This is a genomic window from Streptomyces paromomycinus, from assembly GCF_003865155.1.
GTDB lineage: Bacteria > Actinomycetota > Actinomycetes > Streptomycetales > Streptomycetaceae > Streptomyces > Streptomyces chrestomyceticus.
On record NZ_BHZD01000001.1, the window covers coordinates 7,815,239 to 7,830,495 of the forward strand.

Consider the following 15,257-nt stretch of genomic DNA (forward strand, 5'->3'; position numbering starts at 1 on the left):
CGAGGTGCGACAGCGCGCGCAGAGCGCGCCCGGCACCCGCCGTGCGCCCCTGTCCGCGACCTCGGCGATCCGCAGCACCGGCCCGCCCTCTCCGCCCCGGCACACCGCTCGGTGCCGCCGCCCGGCTCTCGTGGACCTTCCCGTGGTGTCTCCCGCGCCGTCCCCGTACCTTCGCCGTGCACCGAGGAGACCTGTATGACCACCTCTTCTGCCTCTTCCGCCACTCCGGCCGCCGCCTCCGTCGTCTGCTCCGGCCTCGGCTTCGCCTGGCCCGACGGCACCCCCGTCCTGGAGGACTTCGACCTGACCGTCGGCCCCGGACGCACCGGCCTGATCGGCCTGAACGGGTCCGGCAAGTCCACCCTGCTGGAACTCTTCGCCGGCCGCCTCCAGCCGTCCGAAGGCTCCGTGAAGGTGGCCGGCGAGGTCGGTTACCTGCCGCAGAACGCTGCCCTGGACACCGGCCTGCGGGTGGACGCGGCCCTCGGCATCGCCGGGACCCGCGCCGCCTTGCACGCCATCGAGAACGGAGACGCCGACGAGGCCCACTTCACCGCCGTGGGCGACGACTGGGACGTGGAGGAGCGCGCCCGCGCGACCCTCGACCAGCTCGGCCTGCACTCCATCGACCTCGACCGCACCATCGGCGAGGTGTCCGGCGGCGAGTCGGTCCTGCTGCGGCTGGCCGCGCTGCTGCTGCGCCGCCCCGACGTGCTGTTGCTGGACGAGCCGACCAACAACCTCGACCTGGCCGCCCGCCGCAGGCTGTACGCGGCGGTGGCGGGCTGGCCCGGCGTCATGATCGTGGTCAGCCACGACCGGGAACTGCTCGGCCTCGTGGACCGGATCGCCGATCTGCGCGGCGGCGAGGTCCACTGGTACGGCGGCAACTACAGCGCGTACGAACACGCCCTCGCCGTCGAGCAGGAGGCGGCCGAGCGGATGCTGCGGGTCGCCGAGGCCGACGTGGCCCGCCAGAAGCGCGAACTGTCCGACGCGCACGTCAAACTGGCCCGCCGGGCCCGGTACGCGCACAAGATGTACGCCCAGAAGCGCGAGCCGAAGATCATCATGAACCAGCGCAAGGCCGCGGCCCAGGTCTCGGCCGGCAAGCACCGCATCATGCACACCGAGAAACTCAAGGAGGCCAGGCAGAAACTGGACGAGGCCGCCGACGCGGTACGGGACGACGACATGATCCGGGTCGACCTGCCGCACACCGAAGTGCCGCCGGGCCGCGGCGTACTGACCCTGCGGGGCCTGCGCGTCCGCTACGGCGCGTACGCCGACATCGAGCTGCGCGGACCGGAACGGGTGGCGCTCACCGGCCGCAACGGCTCCGGCAAGACCACGCTGCTGCGGACCCTGGCGGGCGAGATCCCGCCGCAGGAGGGCGAGGCGGAGATCCATGTACCGCACCGCTTCCTGCCGCAGCGGCTGGACATCCTCGACGACGGGCTGACCGTCGCCGAGAACGTCGCCCGGTTCGCCCCGGACGCCACCGTCAACCAGGTACGGGCCCGACTGGCGCGCTTCCTGTTCAAGGGCGCCCGTGCCGACCAGCAGGCCGGCACGCTCTCCGGCGGCGAACGCTTCCGTGCGGCCCTCGCGGCCCTGATGCTGGCCGAGCCCGCACCCCAGCTGCTGATGCTCGACGAGCCGACGAACAACCTGGACATGGCGTCCGTACGCCGGCTCGTCACGGCGCTGGAGTCGTACCGGGGCGCGCTGCTCGTGGTCAGCCACGACCTGGCGTTCCTCCGCGAGATCGGCGTCACCCGCTGGCTCGCCCTGGACGGCGAACTGAAGGACACCGCCCCGATGTGACCCGACGGGCGGCGCGTGGCAGCACCGCCGCGCGCCGCCCGTGACGCGACGCTCCGCTCAGAAGTGCCGCAGCAGCTCGCTGAACGTCTCCAGGCGGAGCACCTGCTCGTCGGCCGGGTCGAGTACGCCGTGCTCCAGCACCCAGGTGTTGTCGTTCGGGATGAACACCGCGTTCAGACCGGCCTGCCGGGCGGGCAGGATGTCCGACTTGGGGGAGTTGCCGATCATCCAGGTCTGCGCCGGCGTCAGCACGCACGTCCGGATCAGCTCCTCGTACGTGCCGGTGTTCTTCTCCGGCACGATGTGCACCCCGCGGAAGTGGTGGGCCAGCCGGGACGCCGCCACCTTCGCGCGCTGCTCCTGCGCGTCCCCCTTCGTCAGCATCAGCAGCTCGTGCCGCCCGGCCAGCTCCGCCAGGGTCTCGGCCACCCCGGGGATCAGCTCCACCTCGTCCGCCTCGAAGGCCCGCGCCCAGTCCGCGATCCGCGCCAGCTCCGCCTCACTGGCCTCCCGGAGCCGCACCCGCCGCACACACTCGCCGAGGCTGCGCAGGAACACCTTGCTGCCGTAGCCGTGCACCACGGCGTTGGCGGCCTCGATCTCGTCCAGCAGGGCCCGTACGCCGTCCCGGCCCAGCTCCGGGTGGTCCAGCCAGGTCAGGAACTCCTTGATGACCCGCTCGAAGATCACGTTGTTCTCCCACAACGTGTCGTCGGCGTCAAAGACCAGCACCTGCCGTGCCCGGCGCGTCCCGGGCCCGCCGTCCACTGCGCTCACACCGTCTCCTCGTTCGTACATGTCGCCGCCGTCCAGGCCGGAAGACGCCCCGGCCCCGCGGCACCCTACTGACCGGCTACGCGCGTACGCACCGCAATTCCGCGCGGCCCGGAACGCCCGGCCCGGCCGACGGGCGCGTGCCCTCACCGGGGACAATGGCCGTATGCCCACAGAGCCCGACGCCCCGACCGTACCCGGCGGCCCGTACGGGGTCCCCGACGCCGCGGAGTACCTGGCCGGCTGGTGGACGGTCGACCGTACGGTGCTGGACGCCCGTACCGGTACGCAGGGGACCTTCCGCGGCACGGCGCACTTCCGGCCGGAAGGCGCGGAGGGCGCGGAGGTTACGGGTGGCCCGGAGGGCACGGAGGGTACGGATGGCACGGAGCTTACGGGTGGCCCGGGAGCCACGGGCGGCCCGGAGGCCACGGGCGGCCCGGAAGGCCCGGAAGGCTCCGAGGGTGGGACCGTGCCCGGTGTACTGCTGCACGTGGAAGAGGGCGAGCTGACCTGGAACGGCACCACCGTCCCGGCCACCCGTACCCTGCGCCTGTGCCCGCGCCCGGACGGCACCGCCGACGTCACGTTCGCCGACGGGCGGCCCTTCCACGACCTCGACCTGCGCACCGGCCACTGGACCACCCGCCACCCCTGCGCCGCCGACCTGTACGACGGCGAGTTCACCGTCGTCTCGCCGGGGGAGTGGCACCTGCGCTGGCGGGTGGGCGGCCCGGCCAAGGCCCAGGTGCTGTGCTCGGTGTACCGGAAAAACGTTCGCCCGCTGCCGTGACGGTGGCCTACCGTCCGTGCCCGTGACCGAAGCCCCCAAAGACCTGGTCCGGCGCGGCTACGACGCCGTCTCGTACGCCTACCGTGCCGACGACGCCGGGGACGGCACGTACGCCCCCTGGATCGCCGCCCTGCTCGACCGCCTGCCCGGCCGGGCCGACGTGCTCGACCTCGGGTGCGGGTGCGGCGTCCCCGTCGCACGGTCCCTGAGCGCCGCGGGTCATGCCGTGACCGGTGTGGACCTGAGCGAGGTGCAGGTCCGGCGGGCCCGTGGCCTCGTGCCGCAGGCCACTTTCCACCGCGCCGACGCCGCCGGCCTCGACCTCCCCGACGCCTCCTTCGACGCCGTCGTCTGCCTCTACATGCTCATCCACCTGCCGCTCGACGAGCAGCCGGCCCTGCTCTCCCGTATCGCCGGCTGGCTGCGGCCCGGCGGCACCTTGCTCGCCGTCGCCGGTCACGGAGCCTGGACAGGCACCGAGGAGAACTGGCTCGGGGCCGGAGCCACCATGTGGTGGAGCCATCCCGGCGCTGACACCTACCGGGAGTGGATCACCGCGGCCGGGCTCACCGTGGACGGCGAGGCGTTCGTGCCGGAAGGCGCCGGCGGCCATGTGCTGTTCTGGGCGCGGCGCCCGTAGGGCCGGACAAGGCGAGGCCCCCGGGCACGGGCTTGGAGTGCTGCTTAGCGACGGCCCGCGTCCCCGCTGCCCTCACGGCCCCGGCGCGGTCTCCCCGCCCTCCGGAACGAGCGCGGCCGCCAACCGGTCCAGCGCGCGCTCCGGCATACCGGGACGCAGCGGCAGGCACACGGCCTGGCGCACGAGGTGCGCCGCGGTCCGCGCGCCCTGCTGGCGGCCGGGCGGTGCCGGTACCGCGCCCAGCGAGGTCGGCCGGGCCGCGTCGAAGCCCGCGGACCGCAGGCGGGCGGTCGTCGCGGTGGGGTCCGGGGTGGGCACGGCACACAGCCAGTACGTGTGTACGGGCGCGCCCGCGCCGTACACCAGCGAGGGGTCGGGCAGCCGCGCCACCAGCCGACGTGCCGTCGCTGCCCGCCGCTCCACCGCCCGCGCGGCGTCCGTGGTGCGCAGCCGCCGGTCCAGCAGGGCGAGCAGCGCGGCGCCCGGACGGTGCCGGATCGCGGGCATGAGGTCCGTACCGGCGAACGCGCCCACCGTGTCCTGGAGGCCGCTCGTGCGGTCGCGACCCAGCGCTCCGGCGGCGGCCACCACCCCGGTGTAGACCGGCCGCGTGGTGAGCAGCGACAGCAGGGCGTACTTGGCGACCCGCCGGGCCTGCGCGTCCTGTCCCTGCACCGGCCACTCCCGGTGCAGCGCGCGCATGGCCGTCAGCAGGGCGGGATCGCGGACGACCGCCAGCGCGCCGCCCAGCGCGGTGGCGGTCTTGATCGGGCCGAAGCTGAACAGGGACACGTCCGCGCCCGGATCGCCCCGGAAGCCCGGGCCGCTGTACGCCTGGGCGCAGTCCTCGATCAGCAGCCAGCCGCGCCGCGCGGCCAGTCCGGCGAGCGGCCCCAGCGGCGCCTGGGTGCCGAGAAGATGGGCGACGACGACGGCCTTGGTGCGCGGGGTGGCGGCTGCCTCCCACTGCCCGGCGGTGGGCAGCAGGGTGCTGGCGTCCAGGTCCACCGGAACGGGCACCAGGCCGTGTTCCGTCACGATCCGCCACATGTCGGGAATCGTGACGGCGGACATCAGCACCTCACTGCCACGGGGCAGCGCGGCGGCGCGCAACGTCAGGTCCAGCGCACTGCGTACCGACAGCGTCGCCAGGCATCGGGTCGCCGAGCACCGGTTCGCGGCCTCGTCCGCCGTCCGCGCGCTCCCGCCCGTACCGCCGTCCCCGAACCGCCGTTCCACGGTGGCCGCCCACCGCTCGGCGTCCCCGTCCCGCCCGCAGGCCGCCATCCCGTACGCGAGATCCGGCCAGCCGATGTCGAAGTCCTTCGGTGGGTACACCCCGCACCACCTCCTCCTCACCGGGGCAGACGCAGGGCGCCGCCGCGCACCTGACCGGCCGTGCGGCCGGCTCTGCCGAGGCCGCCACCGCGCATCCGGCCGCAGGCCGCCGGGCATCCGGCCGCAAGCCGCCGGGTAGGGACGCCGTCGTGACTACTCAGGACAGCACGCCTCATCAGAAGAACGCGCCCGACGAGGACGGCACACCTCATCAGGACGGCACGCCTCATCAGGACGGCGCCCCCACGACCGACGCCATGCTGCGGGCCAACCGGGAGAACTGGGACGCCCGTACCCCGGTGCACGTGGCCAGTGACTTCTACGGGCTGGACGGCTCACGGACCGCCGACCACTGGTTCGCGCCCTTCGAATGGGACGACCTCGGGCCGCTGGCCGGCCGGGACGTCCTGCACCTCCAGTGCCACCTCGGCACCGAGACGCAGGCGTTCGCCGAGCGGGGCGCGGCGCACACCGTCGGCCTGGACTTCTCCGGCGCCGCACTGGACCAGGCGCGCCGCCTGGCGGCCCACAACGGACGGGACGTCGAGTTCGTCCAGGCCGATGTGCACCAGGCCGCCGAAGCGCTGGGCGGCCGCCGCTTCGACGTGATCTACACGGGCAAGGGCGCGCTCTGTTACCTGCCCGACCTGCCCCGCTGGGCCCAGGTGATCGCCGGGCTGCTGAGGCCGGGCGGCATGCTGTACGTGGTCGAGTTCCACCCGCTGCTCAACTCCCTGGGCGCCGCTCCCGACCCGGGTCAGGACCCGGACGACGCGCGGCTGCTGCTGGCCCACGACTACCTGGAGGGCCGGGGCGCGCTCCGCAGCGACACGCCGCACACGTACACCGACGGGCCGCCGGTGGAGGGCGCGACGACCAGTTACGAGTGGCGGCACGGTCTCGGGGAGACCGTCAACGCGCTCGTCGGCGCGGGGCTGACCGTCGACCGGCTGCGGGAGACGGACCTGCTGCCCTGGAAGCGCTTCGCGACGATGGAGCAGGCGGACAACGGCTGGTGGCGGCTGCCCCCGTCGGAACCACGCATTCCGCTACTGTTCGCGCTGCGGGCCGTCCGGGCCTGAGCGGTATGACGGACCGTCGGGTGCTGCACCGTACGGCGGCTTTCCGGAACCCGCGGGCCGGGGCCGAGCACGCCCCGGCACCACCCCGACCAGCAGCGGGGACACGTTTTGGCCAGCCCCCGGCCGCTTCAAGCCGGAATGTCCGGGGCCGCATTGCACCGGTCAAACATCCCATGATCCGGTGGATCCACCGGACGGGCCCGGCACCGGGCGGCCCCCACCCCGGGGCCGCCCCACCCCCGCAGGGCCCGGCCGACAGCTCCAGCCAGCAGAGAGGTGAACCAGATGCGCGACGTGGATGCCGTACTCGGCACGCCCTGGCACGAACTGCCCTCCGCCGACGCCGTCGTGGCCGCGGCCATGGAATGGCACTTCGACCCGGCCACCGGCTCCCGGTTCTGGGTGGAGCGCGCCGCGTCGCTGCCCTTCGACCCGCGCAAGGACATCACCACCCTCGCCGACCTGAACCGCTTCCCCGACGTCAGCGCCGAGTGGCGGGACGTACCGGTCGAGGACCTGCTGCCCGCGGGCCTGCGCGGCCTGGGCAGGCTGCCCTCCGTCTGGGAGAGCGGCGGCACCACCGGCGCCCCGAAGCGGATCGTCGACCTCGGCCAGTGGGAACGCAACACCCGCTGGTGGTCCGAGGTCCTCGACGAGCACGGCTTCCCCTCCGGCGACGGCAACCTGCTCTTCCTCGGCCCCAGCGGCCCGCACGTCGTCGCCGACGCCCTGCGCGGCCTCGCCCGGCTGCGCGGCGCGGTGTTCTTCCCGGTCGACCTCGACCCGCGCTGGGTACGGCGCTGCCTCCAGGACGGCCAGAGCGACATCGCCCGGCACTACGTCGACCACCTCCTCGACCAGGCCGAATGGGTGCTCACCTCGCAGCACATCTCCCTGCTGTACGCGACCCCGCCCCTCCTGGAGGCGATCGCCGAACGCCCGCGCCTCGCTGGGCTGGTCCGCGACAAGGTGCGCGGCATCATGTGGGGCAGCACCTCCATCGACCCCGAGACGCTGCGGCTGCTGTCCACCGAGGTCTTCCCCGACGCGGCCGTCAGCGGCCTGTACGGGAACACGATGATGGGCGCCGCGCCCCAGCGGCCGGCCGTGCCCGGCGACACCGAGCCCTGTGTCTTCCAGAGCTTCCACCCGTACGTGCACCTGTCCCTGCTCGACCCCGACGACCTGACCCGCGAGGTGGCGTACGGCGAGCGCGGCCGGGTGTGCATGCGTCAGCTGAGCCCGGAGGTGCTGCTGCCGCACGTGCTCGAACGGGACACCGCGGTCCGCGTCGCGCCGGTGCCGGGCTTCGGGGGCGACGGGGTGGCCGACGTCCAGCCGTTCACCGACGGCGGCAAGAAGATCATCGAGGGGGTGTACTGACGTGGCCGGCCGTCCGGAAACGGCCGCCGGGACCGGTCACCTCGCTGCAGGCTCCGGCATCGGCAGTGCCCCCGACGACATCACCGTCGAACGCCCCTCGGGCCCGTACCGCTCCGCCACCCGCACCACCTTCACCGACGCCACCGGCAGCCCGGCGGGCGAACTCTCGCTCGCGCCGCCGCTGCTGATCCGCCAGGTGCTCGACGAGATGCGCGCCGCGCCGGAACAGCCCGCCGCCGAACGCCTCGCGGCCCTCGCCAGGGCGGGCGAGCTGTTCGCCACCGCCACCCTGGACGGGGAGACACCCGACGCGTACTGCCGCCGCCAGGCGCTGGTCTCCGGGCTGCCCGTGTCCGTCGCCCGCCGCACCCTCGACCGGGCGGCGCGGACCGGCCGCGCCGCGGCGGACACCGCGGCCGCGCAGCGCCCCACGGGCGCCGTGCCCCTCGACGCCCTGTCCGCCGGTGACACGACGGCGGTCTGGGTACGCAAGGGCGACGTCCTCGGAGTGCTGGCGCCCGGCAACCACCCCGCCACCCACCTGGAGTGGCTGGGCGCCCTCGCCCTCGGCTACCGCGTCGCCGTCCGGCCCTCCCAGCGCGACCCGTTCACCCCACGCCGGCTGGTCCGCGCGCTGCGCGAGGCGGGGCTGGCACCCGCGTACACGGCGCTGCTGCCGACCACCCACGAGCACGCGGAGGCCCTCGTCGAGCAGGCCGACCTCGGTCTGGTCTACGGCGGTGACGGCGTCGTCGCCCGCTACGCCGACAGCCGGCGGGTGCTCGCGCAGGGCCCCGGCCGCTCCAAGGTCCTGATCACTCGGGACGTGCCCTGGCGCGACCACCTGGACACCGTCGCCGATTCGGTCGCAGCCGATGCCGGGGTCCAGTGCCTCAACGCCAGCGCCGTCCTGTGCGAGGACGACCCGCAGGGCCTCGCGCGGGCGCTGGCCGACCGGCTCGGGCACCTGCCGCTGCTGCCGCCGGACCACCCGGACGCGGTACTGCCCGTACGGCCGCTGGACGAGGCCCGGCGCCTCGCGCGGCAACTGCACGACACCGTAGGTACGGCCGGTGCGGTCGATCCGGCCGGTACGCGGTCGGCGGCCGCCCCGGAGACGGACCCGGCTGAACGGTTCTTCGCCGACCTGGGCGACGGCAGCGCCGTCCTGCGACCGCTCGTCGTCGCCCTCGGCAGCCCGCAGGACCCGCACTTCGGCACCGAACTGCCCTTCCCGTACGCGGCCGTGGCGCCCTGGCGGCCGGACCTGCGCCCGTCCGCGTTCGGCCGAACTCTGTCCCTGACGGTGCTGAGCGAAGACGCCACCCTGGTACGCGAGTGCGTCGCCGCCCCGCTGATCCGCAACGTCCACCAGGGCGACGTCCCCACCCACTGGACCCGCCCCGGGCTGCCGCACGACGGCTCGCTCGCCGAGTTCCTGATGGAGTCGAAGACCTTCGCCGGAGGGCCCGGGGCGGCGGCCGTCCCGGGGCGGGCCGGATGACGTCCGGCCGCTGTCGCCCGGCGGTACGGACCGGTCCCCGCCGTACCGCCGCCCGGGGGCCGTCTCGGCCGTTCCGCGGCAACCGTCCGGTGCGTAGGGTTCCGGTCATGGTCCTCTCCGGATTTCCGCGGCTTCCGCTCCGCGCCGTGCTCTTCGCCGACGGAGTGTTCGCCCGACTCGAAGGCAAGACCGCCCAAGGGGTGCTGCGGCACAGCACCGTCCTCGAATCCGTGGCGGTCGTCGACCGCCTCCACCCGTCCGGCAGCACGGCGTCCGTGGTGCCCGGAACCGACGTCCCGGTCGTCCCCTCGCTGGAGGCGGCCCTGCCGTACGGGCCGGAGGCGCTGGTCGTGGCCATGACCGAGTCCGACCACGTGGAGGTCGTGGACGGCGCGGCGCGGCACGCGCCGCGGCCGCCGGGCGACCTCCCGGCGTTCTGGTGGGAGCAGATCGCGACCGCCGTACGCAACGGTCTGCACGTCATCTCCTGCCTCCACCTCCCGCTGCGCCACACGGAGTTCGCCGGCAAGACCGCGCACGGCCAGCAACTGGTCGACGTCCGGCGCCCGCACGACGAACTGCCGAAGTACTCGGGCCGGCTGCGGCGCACCCGCGCCCGGCTCGTCCACGTGGCGGGCAGCGACTGCGTGGTGGGCAAACGCACCGTCGCCCTGCAACTGCACCGCGAGGCACGGGCCCGCGGCATCGACGCCGGATACGTCGGCACCGGCCAGACCTGCCTGCTGGCCGGCTGCACGGAGGGCGCGATCATCGACCGCACCCCCGTCTTCCAGGCGGCCGGACTCGTCGAACACCTGGTGCTGCGCGCCGACCCCCGGCATGACCTGCTGATCATCAAGGGCCAGGCGTCCGTGCTGCACCCCGCCTTCGGCGGCCTGGCCACCGCGATCCTCCAGGGCTCGCAGCCCGACGCCGTCGTCTTCGTGCACGACCCGCGCCGCACCCACCGCTACCACTGGGAGCACGTCCCGGTGGGGGAGCCGCGCAGCGAGATCCGTACGGTGGAGGAGCTGGGCGGCGCCCCCGTCGTCGCCGTCGCCACCCGGGGCCGGGACAGCGTGGCGCGGCTGCGGCCGCTGGGGCTGCCGGTCGTCGACGTGCTCGACGGCGACGGCACCGCCGCGCTGATGGACGTGCTCGGCCCCGTACTGACCCCATGACCCCGACAACCCCGTGACGAGGAGACTGTGCACCGTGAGCGTTGAAGTGGCCCTGGCCGTACGGGCGCACTTTGCCGAATGCCCCACCTGGGACGCCGCCGACGGCACCCTGCTGTGGGTCGACATGAACGAAGGCGGGGTGCACCGCTACCGCCCCTCCGACGGCGGCGACACGGTCACCGTCGTCGACCAGCCGGTGGCGGCGGCGCTGCCCCGGGCGGGCGGCGGCCTGGCGCTGAGCCTGCGCGACGGCGTCGCGGTGACCGGACCGGACGGATCACGCCGGTGGCTCACCGAATGGGCGCGCGAGGGAGTGCGCGGCAACGACGCGGGCGTCGACGGCCGGGGCCGGCTGTGGGTGGGCACCATCGCCGGCGAGACCTCACCGGGCTGGCTGGCGCGCATCGACGCCGACGGCACCGCGCACACCGCCGCCACCGGCATACAGCTGAGCAACGGCATCACCTGGAGCCCCGACGCGACCCGGATGTACTACGTGGACACCCGCACCCGCCGGATCGACGTCTTCGACTACGACCTCGACACCGGCAAGGCGGCCAACCGCCGCGTACTCACCGCCGTCACGGACACCGACGGCCTCCCGGACGGCATGTGCACCGACACCGAGGGCGGCATCTGGGTGGCCCTCTTCCGCGGCGGCGCGGTCCGCCGCTACACCCCGGACGGGCGGCTGGACCGCGAGATCACCCTGCCCGCCTCGCTGACCACCTCCTGCGGCTTCGGCGGCCCGGACCTGACCGACCTCTACGTCACCTCGGCCCGCCGTGACCTCGGGGACGCCGAGCCGGAGGCCGGGAACCTGTTCGTCGTACCCGGCGTGGCCCAGGGGCTGGAAGGGGTGGCGTTCGCGGGGTGAGGGCCCGGTCCGTACGAGGGCCGGGGGCCGTACGGGGGCCGGGGTCCGTACGGGCTTACCGTCCGGCCCGCGCCGCCGCGGGCCGTTGGCGTGCGAACGCGCGGGACACCTGCACCAGCCACGCGACATCGGCGGAGAAGTCCGGCCCGCCGGCCGCCGCGGACGCGGGCACCCCGCCCGTACCCGCGGGGTCCGGCGCGGCACCGTCCGCCGCCAGGCCGCCTGTCGCTGTTGCCGTACCGTCCGCCGCCAGACCGCCTGTCACTGTTGCCGCACCGTCCGCCGCCCGGCCGTCCGTTCCCGAGCCGTCCTCCGCCGCCCGGCCGTCCGGCACCGGTACCGGCACCTGCCCCGGCACCCGGGGCCCGGCCGCGAGCGCCGCCGCGATGTGTGCCGCCTCCACCTCGGCCTGCCGCTCCCCGGCGGCCCCCTGACCCGGTGAGAGCACCGCGCCCGGGTCCCCGTGGTGCCCGCGCAGCGCCAGACAGCCGTCCCGGATCTCGATCACCCGGCGGTGCAGGTGGAACCGCAGGTCGTACAGGGCAGACAGGTCGCTGCCGGTGCTGGACGGCAGGGAGATCTCCGGATGGGCCTGGTGCAGGGCCAGCCACAGCGGGCGCAGCAGCCGGTAACTGCGGTAGTCCGCCAGCCAGCCGCGGACGGCGGAGATCCGCGGCCCCCACAGCGGCGCGGTCCAGCCGACGATGTTGAGGACCATGCCGATCGTCAGCGTCGTACGGGACACGTCGGACCACTGGAGCGGATTCCAGCCGTACTGCGTCAGGAAGACATCGGCGTACCGGCCGGCCGGATAGACCAGCTCGACGGCCGCGCCGGCCGCCGCGATGCGCAGCCCGCGCCGCACCCACGCGTGGTCGGTGAGCTTGGCGAAGTGCCAGCAGGCGCGGGCCACCAGGACCTTGCCGACCACGAACGCGGTGAGGTAAGCGGCCTGGTAGGCGACGAAGAACGGCTGGTCGCCCGGATGCTTGAAGACGTTGCGCGGCGGGCCCTGGAGGGTCGCCAGGAAGAACAGCACCGCCATCGTCACCGGCACCACCGCGAGCAGCAGCATCCGCCGCCGGGCCCGCACCCGGGCCTCGGCCCTGGGGTACATCCAGTGGATCAGCAGGATCTGCTGGCTGGCGAGCACCGCGATGATCCACAACTGGACCGAGACGTTGTACCAGGTGATGGTGCCGAACAGGGTGCCCGTCCAGCGGGCGGGGGTGGACATCGCCAGGTACATGCCCTGGCACCCGAAGGAGACGCACAGCGCCGTCAGCCCCGCGTTGCGGCGGTGCCCGCGCAGCAGCGGCACCAGGGTGTAGGCGAACGCGAGCCAGCAGGCGAGCGCGGCGATCGGATAGCGGATGTGGGTGATGCCGGTCATGTACCGTCCTCACGGCGCCAGTTCAGCGAGCCGTGGATCCGGCCCAGCGCGCTGTCCGGGTCCGGCGCCGCCGCGCCCCCGCGTGGACCGGCGCGCAGCGCCTCCCCGAGGAGAAAAGCCATGACCTCCGCTTCCTGTTCCTGGGCGTCCGAGTAGTTCTCGCGGTACAGCAGGTCCTGCACGAGGGAGGGGTCGAGGTCGGGGAAGAGCAGACTGCCGGGATCGGTCCCGGGGACGCCGACTCCGTGGTGCCCGCAGATCATGTGGGCCAGTTCGTGGGCGATGATGTGTTCCTGGTGATGGCGGCTGGTGTGCGCCTCGTAGACGACGTAGTCCGTACCGGGGAAGGTCAGCCACAGGCCGCACGGCCCCGAGGTCTCCATCGGCATGGCGACCAGTTCGAGCTCCCGGCCCCGTGCCCGGGCCAGATGGTCGCAGAGCTGCGGGAGGTCGTAGCGGGCGGGAAGCCCGAACGACGCCAGTTTGTCCTGGCACTGGCGGCGCATGGCCCTCATCCCGGAAGACCCTCTGCCGTGGCGGTCACGCCGGCGGAAAGGCATCCGGAGCACTACTCCTCGCCGTCGGCCGGACGGTTCGCCTGCCGGCCCCGGGCCGCGCCGGTGGTGGCGTGCATCATGCTGACCTCGCGGATGATGCGGGCCAGCGACTTGCGGCCGGAGTCGTCCATGCTCATGGCGCGCAGCGCGATGTCGCGGACCTCCGCGTTGCCCATCGCCGAGGCGAGGGCGAGCTGGGAGTCGACGCGGTCGGCGGTGTCGTCGTCGAAGAAGTAGGCCGCCGGGACCCGGAAGAACGCGGCGAGCGCCTCCAGATGGCGCTTGGTGGGGTTGGTGCGCTGGCCGGTGCGCAGCTGCCAGACGTACGTCTTGGAGAACGTTCCGCCGCTCAGTTCGCTGCACCCGCGCGCGACTTCCTCGTAGGTGTACTCACGGCCGTTCGCGCGGATCGTGGTGAACAGCTTGTCGACCTTCCCGGCCAGTGACGACATCAGGTCTCCTTCGTGAGTGCGCCGGGGTGAGCTGCCTGGGAGTGCCAACTCATCCTAGTTGACAGGAATCTTGCGTGCACTTACCGTCGGAGCGCGTTAGCGGAGATGAACAGAGCAGTTCCGATGTCCACTCACGCGGACGACGGGGGTGTCCGCTTGAGGGACAGCTCGTCGCGGCGGCGACCGGCCACGGTCGCGCGGCGCCGACGCGATGAGCCGCTGCCCCGCGGTGGCGCGGACTGCCGTTCAGCCGCCCCCCACATGACGTCCGCCCGTGGCCACTGCCGCGCCACGGGCCCTTCGCCTCCTGTCACCCTCCGGCCGGCCGGCCGCGCCACCAGTCCACCGTCGCTTCGAGCTGACGGTCGAGAGGCGTGGCCTCGGCGGCGAACGCGGCACGGTACGCACCGGAGTCCACCACGAACGGCCGGTCGAACTGGTACTGGACTTCCCGAAGTTCCCGCAACATCGGCGAGAAGACCGCCCCGGCACGCAGCGCCACGGACGGCAGCCGGCGCACCGGAACCGGCGGCACCCCCGCCTGTGCCGCGAGCCTGCCGGTCATCTCCCGTACCGACAAGGGCGGCAAGGTCGGCACGTGCCAGGCCCGCCCCCACGCCTGCTCCTGCTCCGCGACCTCGGCCAGGGTCCGCGCCACATCGGGAACGTAGGTCCAGCTGTGCGGCGCGTCCGGATCACCGAGGACGGACACCGGTTTGCCGCGCAGCAGCCGCGGCACGACCCGGGAGGCCAGGTGACCGCCGTCGGTCACACCCGGCCCGAAGAAGTCCGAGGCGCGTACCTCCACCGCCCGGATACGGCCCTTCTCGTGCAGCGCGAGCGCCTGTTCCCAGATACGGGCCCGTACGCGCCCCTTCGGGCCGGTCGCCGCCAACGGCAGCGTTTCCGTCATCTCACCCTGAACCGGGCCGTACCCATACAGATTCCCCAGCAGGACGAGCACCGCGCCGGTCGCCTCAGCCGCCTGGCTGACCGCGGCGGCCAGCGGCGGCCAGTCGCGGGTCCAGCGGTGATAGGGCGGCGCGGCACAGAGGTGGATCGCCGCCGCGTCCCGCACGGCCGCTGTCAGCCGCCCGGGGTCCGCGGCGTCCAGTGCGACATGCTCGATGCCCGGCTCCGCCTGCCCGCCCGACCGCGTGACGACCCGTACCGCACGGCCCTTGTCCGCCAGCAGCCGCGCGGTGGCGGCTCCGGCCGGGCCGTGACCTATGACGACATGAAGATTCATGCGCGCAGGGTAGCGGGCGGGGCGCAAACGCGAAGAACCCCAGCTGAGCTGGTTCTTGCTGGTGTCCGAGGGGGGACTTGAACCCCCACGCCCGATAAAGGGCACTAGCACCTCAAGCTAGCGCGTCTGCCATTCCGCCACCCGGACCAGGTGTCTGCCGGTGCGGCCCGCTGGGCCGTTCCGACATGGAAAACAATAGCAAACGTT

General features: G+C 73.7%; 14 protein-coding genes and 1 tRNA gene. 8 read left to right on the forward strand and 7 right to left on the reverse strand.

Annotated features, from left to right (window positions below; all coding sequences use genetic code 11):
- Positions 1-195 precede the first annotated feature (195 nt).
- A complete protein-coding gene (locus OEIGOIKO_RS33695; protein WP_125057213.1) occupies positions 196-1,827 on the forward strand; it encodes an ABC-F family ATP-binding cassette domain-containing protein in 1,632 nt (543 codons plus the stop codon).
- A gap of 57 nt (positions 1,828-1,884) precedes the next feature.
- On the opposite strand, the gene OEIGOIKO_RS33700 is transcribed toward OEIGOIKO_RS33695, so the two are convergent.
- A complete protein-coding gene (locus OEIGOIKO_RS33700) occupies positions 1,885-2,595 on the reverse strand; it encodes an HAD family hydrolase (protein WP_246178194.1) in 711 nt (236 codons plus the stop codon).
- 172 nt (positions 2,596-2,767) lie between these two features.
- Here OEIGOIKO_RS33700 and OEIGOIKO_RS43225 point away from each other — a divergent pair, with 172 nt between their 5' ends.
- Together OEIGOIKO_RS43225 and OEIGOIKO_RS33710 are read left to right on the forward strand one after the other, a co-directional pair.
- Positions 2,768-3,394: a DUF6314 family protein gene (locus OEIGOIKO_RS43225; protein WP_246177709.1), complete on the forward strand. Its 627-nt coding sequence runs from the start codon at positions 2,768-2,770 to the stop codon at positions 3,392-3,394.
- Between the two features lie 22 nt (positions 3,395-3,416).
- Positions 3,417-4,034, forward strand: a complete 618-nt coding sequence (locus OEIGOIKO_RS33710; RefSeq protein ID WP_125057215.1) for a class I SAM-dependent methyltransferase — start codon at positions 3,417-3,419, stop codon at positions 4,032-4,034.
- Positions 4,035-4,106: 72 nt separating this feature from the next.
- On the opposite strand, the gene OEIGOIKO_RS33715 is transcribed toward OEIGOIKO_RS33710, so the two are convergent.
- The gene (locus tag OEIGOIKO_RS33715) at positions 4,107-5,372 is read right to left on the reverse strand and encodes a DegT/DnrJ/EryC1/StrS family aminotransferase (RefSeq protein ID WP_170251937.1); all 1,266 of its coding nucleotides are present in this window, start codon (positions 5,370-5,372) and stop codon (positions 4,107-4,109) included.
- A 257-nt stretch (positions 5,373-5,629) separates the two neighbouring features.
- Between OEIGOIKO_RS33715 and OEIGOIKO_RS33720 the strand changes: the two genes are divergently transcribed.
- The 5 genes from OEIGOIKO_RS33720 (at position 5,630) to OEIGOIKO_RS33740 (ending at position 11,399) form a co-directional block, all read left to right on the forward strand.
- Positions 5,630-6,454, forward strand: a complete 825-nt coding sequence (locus OEIGOIKO_RS33720; protein WP_125059306.1) for a class I SAM-dependent methyltransferase — start codon at positions 5,630-5,632, stop codon at positions 6,452-6,454.
- 285 nt (positions 6,455-6,739) lie between these two features.
- Positions 6,740-7,837 carry an acyl-CoA synthetase family protein gene (locus OEIGOIKO_RS33725; RefSeq protein WP_125057217.1) on the forward strand — a complete coding sequence of 366 codons (1,098 nt, stop codon included), beginning with the start codon at positions 6,740-6,742 and terminating at the stop codon, positions 7,835-7,837.
- 1 nt (position 7,838) lies between these two features.
- Positions 7,839-9,341, forward strand: coding sequence for an aldehyde dehydrogenase family protein (locus tag OEIGOIKO_RS33730; RefSeq protein WP_246177711.1), 1,503 nt, complete (start codon positions 7,839-7,841; stop codon positions 9,339-9,341).
- 107 nt (positions 9,342-9,448) lie between these two features.
- Entirely contained in the window at positions 9,449-10,522 is a 1,074-nt protein-coding gene (locus OEIGOIKO_RS33735) for a DUF1611 domain-containing protein (RefSeq protein WP_170251938.1), read from the forward strand.
- Positions 10,523-10,556: 34 nt separating this feature from the next.
- A complete protein-coding gene (locus OEIGOIKO_RS33740) occupies positions 10,557-11,399 on the forward strand; it encodes an SMP-30/gluconolactonase/LRE family protein (RefSeq protein ID WP_125057219.1) in 843 nt (280 codons plus the stop codon).
- Between the two features lie 55 nt (positions 11,400-11,454).
- On the opposite strand, the gene OEIGOIKO_RS33745 is transcribed toward OEIGOIKO_RS33740, so the two are convergent.
- The 5 genes from OEIGOIKO_RS33745 to OEIGOIKO_RS33765 all read right to left on the reverse strand — a co-directional run bounded on the left by OEIGOIKO_RS33745 (position 11,455) and on the right by OEIGOIKO_RS33765 (position 15,197).
- Positions 11,455-12,792 (reverse strand): MAB_1171c family putative transporter, encoded by a 1,338-nt coding sequence (locus OEIGOIKO_RS33745; protein ID WP_125057220.1) that lies wholly within the window; start codon positions 12,790-12,792, stop codon positions 11,455-11,457.
- A complete protein-coding gene (locus OEIGOIKO_RS33750) occupies positions 12,789-13,298 on the reverse strand; it encodes an ImmA/IrrE family metallo-endopeptidase (protein WP_246177713.1) in 510 nt (169 codons plus the stop codon). Before OEIGOIKO_RS33750 ends, OEIGOIKO_RS33745 begins: the two co-directional genes overlap by 4 nt.
- Positions 13,299-13,360: 62 nt before the next feature.
- Positions 13,361-13,801: a helix-turn-helix transcriptional regulator gene (locus OEIGOIKO_RS33755; RefSeq protein WP_125057222.1), complete on the reverse strand. Its 441-nt coding sequence runs from the start codon at positions 13,799-13,801 to the stop codon at positions 13,361-13,363.
- Positions 13,802-14,111: 310 nt separating this feature from the next.
- Complete coding sequence (locus tag OEIGOIKO_RS33760) at positions 14,112-15,050, reverse strand: NAD-dependent epimerase/dehydratase family protein (RefSeq protein ID WP_125057223.1); 939 nt, start codon at positions 15,048-15,050, stop codon at positions 14,112-14,114.
- Between the two features lie 59 nt (positions 15,051-15,109).
- A tRNA-Leu gene (locus OEIGOIKO_RS33765) sits at positions 15,110-15,197 on the reverse strand.
- Positions 15,198-15,257: the final 60 nt, after the last annotated feature.

Coding starts and splice junctions, on each gene's coding strand:
- OEIGOIKO_RS33695 (WP_125057213.1), top strand. CDS start 196: ATGACCACCTCTTCTGCCTCTTCCGCCACTCCGGCCGCCGCCTCCGTC.
- OEIGOIKO_RS43225 (WP_246177709.1), top strand. CDS start 2,768: ATGCCCACAGAGCCCGACGCCCCGACCGTACCCGGCGGCCCGTACGGG.
- OEIGOIKO_RS33720 (WP_125059306.1), top strand. CDS start 5,630: ATGCTGCGGGCCAACCGGGAGAACTGGGACGCCCGTACCCCGGTGCAC.
- OEIGOIKO_RS33725 (WP_125057217.1), top strand. CDS start 6,740: ATGCGCGACGTGGATGCCGTACTCGGCACGCCCTGGCACGAACTGCCC.
- OEIGOIKO_RS33735 (WP_170251938.1), top strand. CDS start 9,449: ATGGTCCTCTCCGGATTTCCGCGGCTTCCGCTCCGCGCCGTGCTCTTC.
- OEIGOIKO_RS33745 (WP_125057220.1), bottom strand. CDS start 12,792: ATGACCGGCATCACCCACATCCGCTATCCGATCGCCGCGCTCGCCTGC.
- OEIGOIKO_RS33750 (WP_246177713.1), bottom strand. CDS start 13,298: ATGCGCCGCCAGTGCCAGGACAAACTGGCGTCGTTCGGGCTTCCCGCC.
- OEIGOIKO_RS33755 (WP_125057222.1), bottom strand. CDS start 13,801: ATGTCGTCACTGGCCGGGAAGGTCGACAAGCTGTTCACCACGATCCGC.
- OEIGOIKO_RS33760 (WP_125057223.1), bottom strand. CDS start 15,050: ATGAATCTTCATGTCGTCATAGGTCACGGCCCGGCCGGAGCCGCCACC.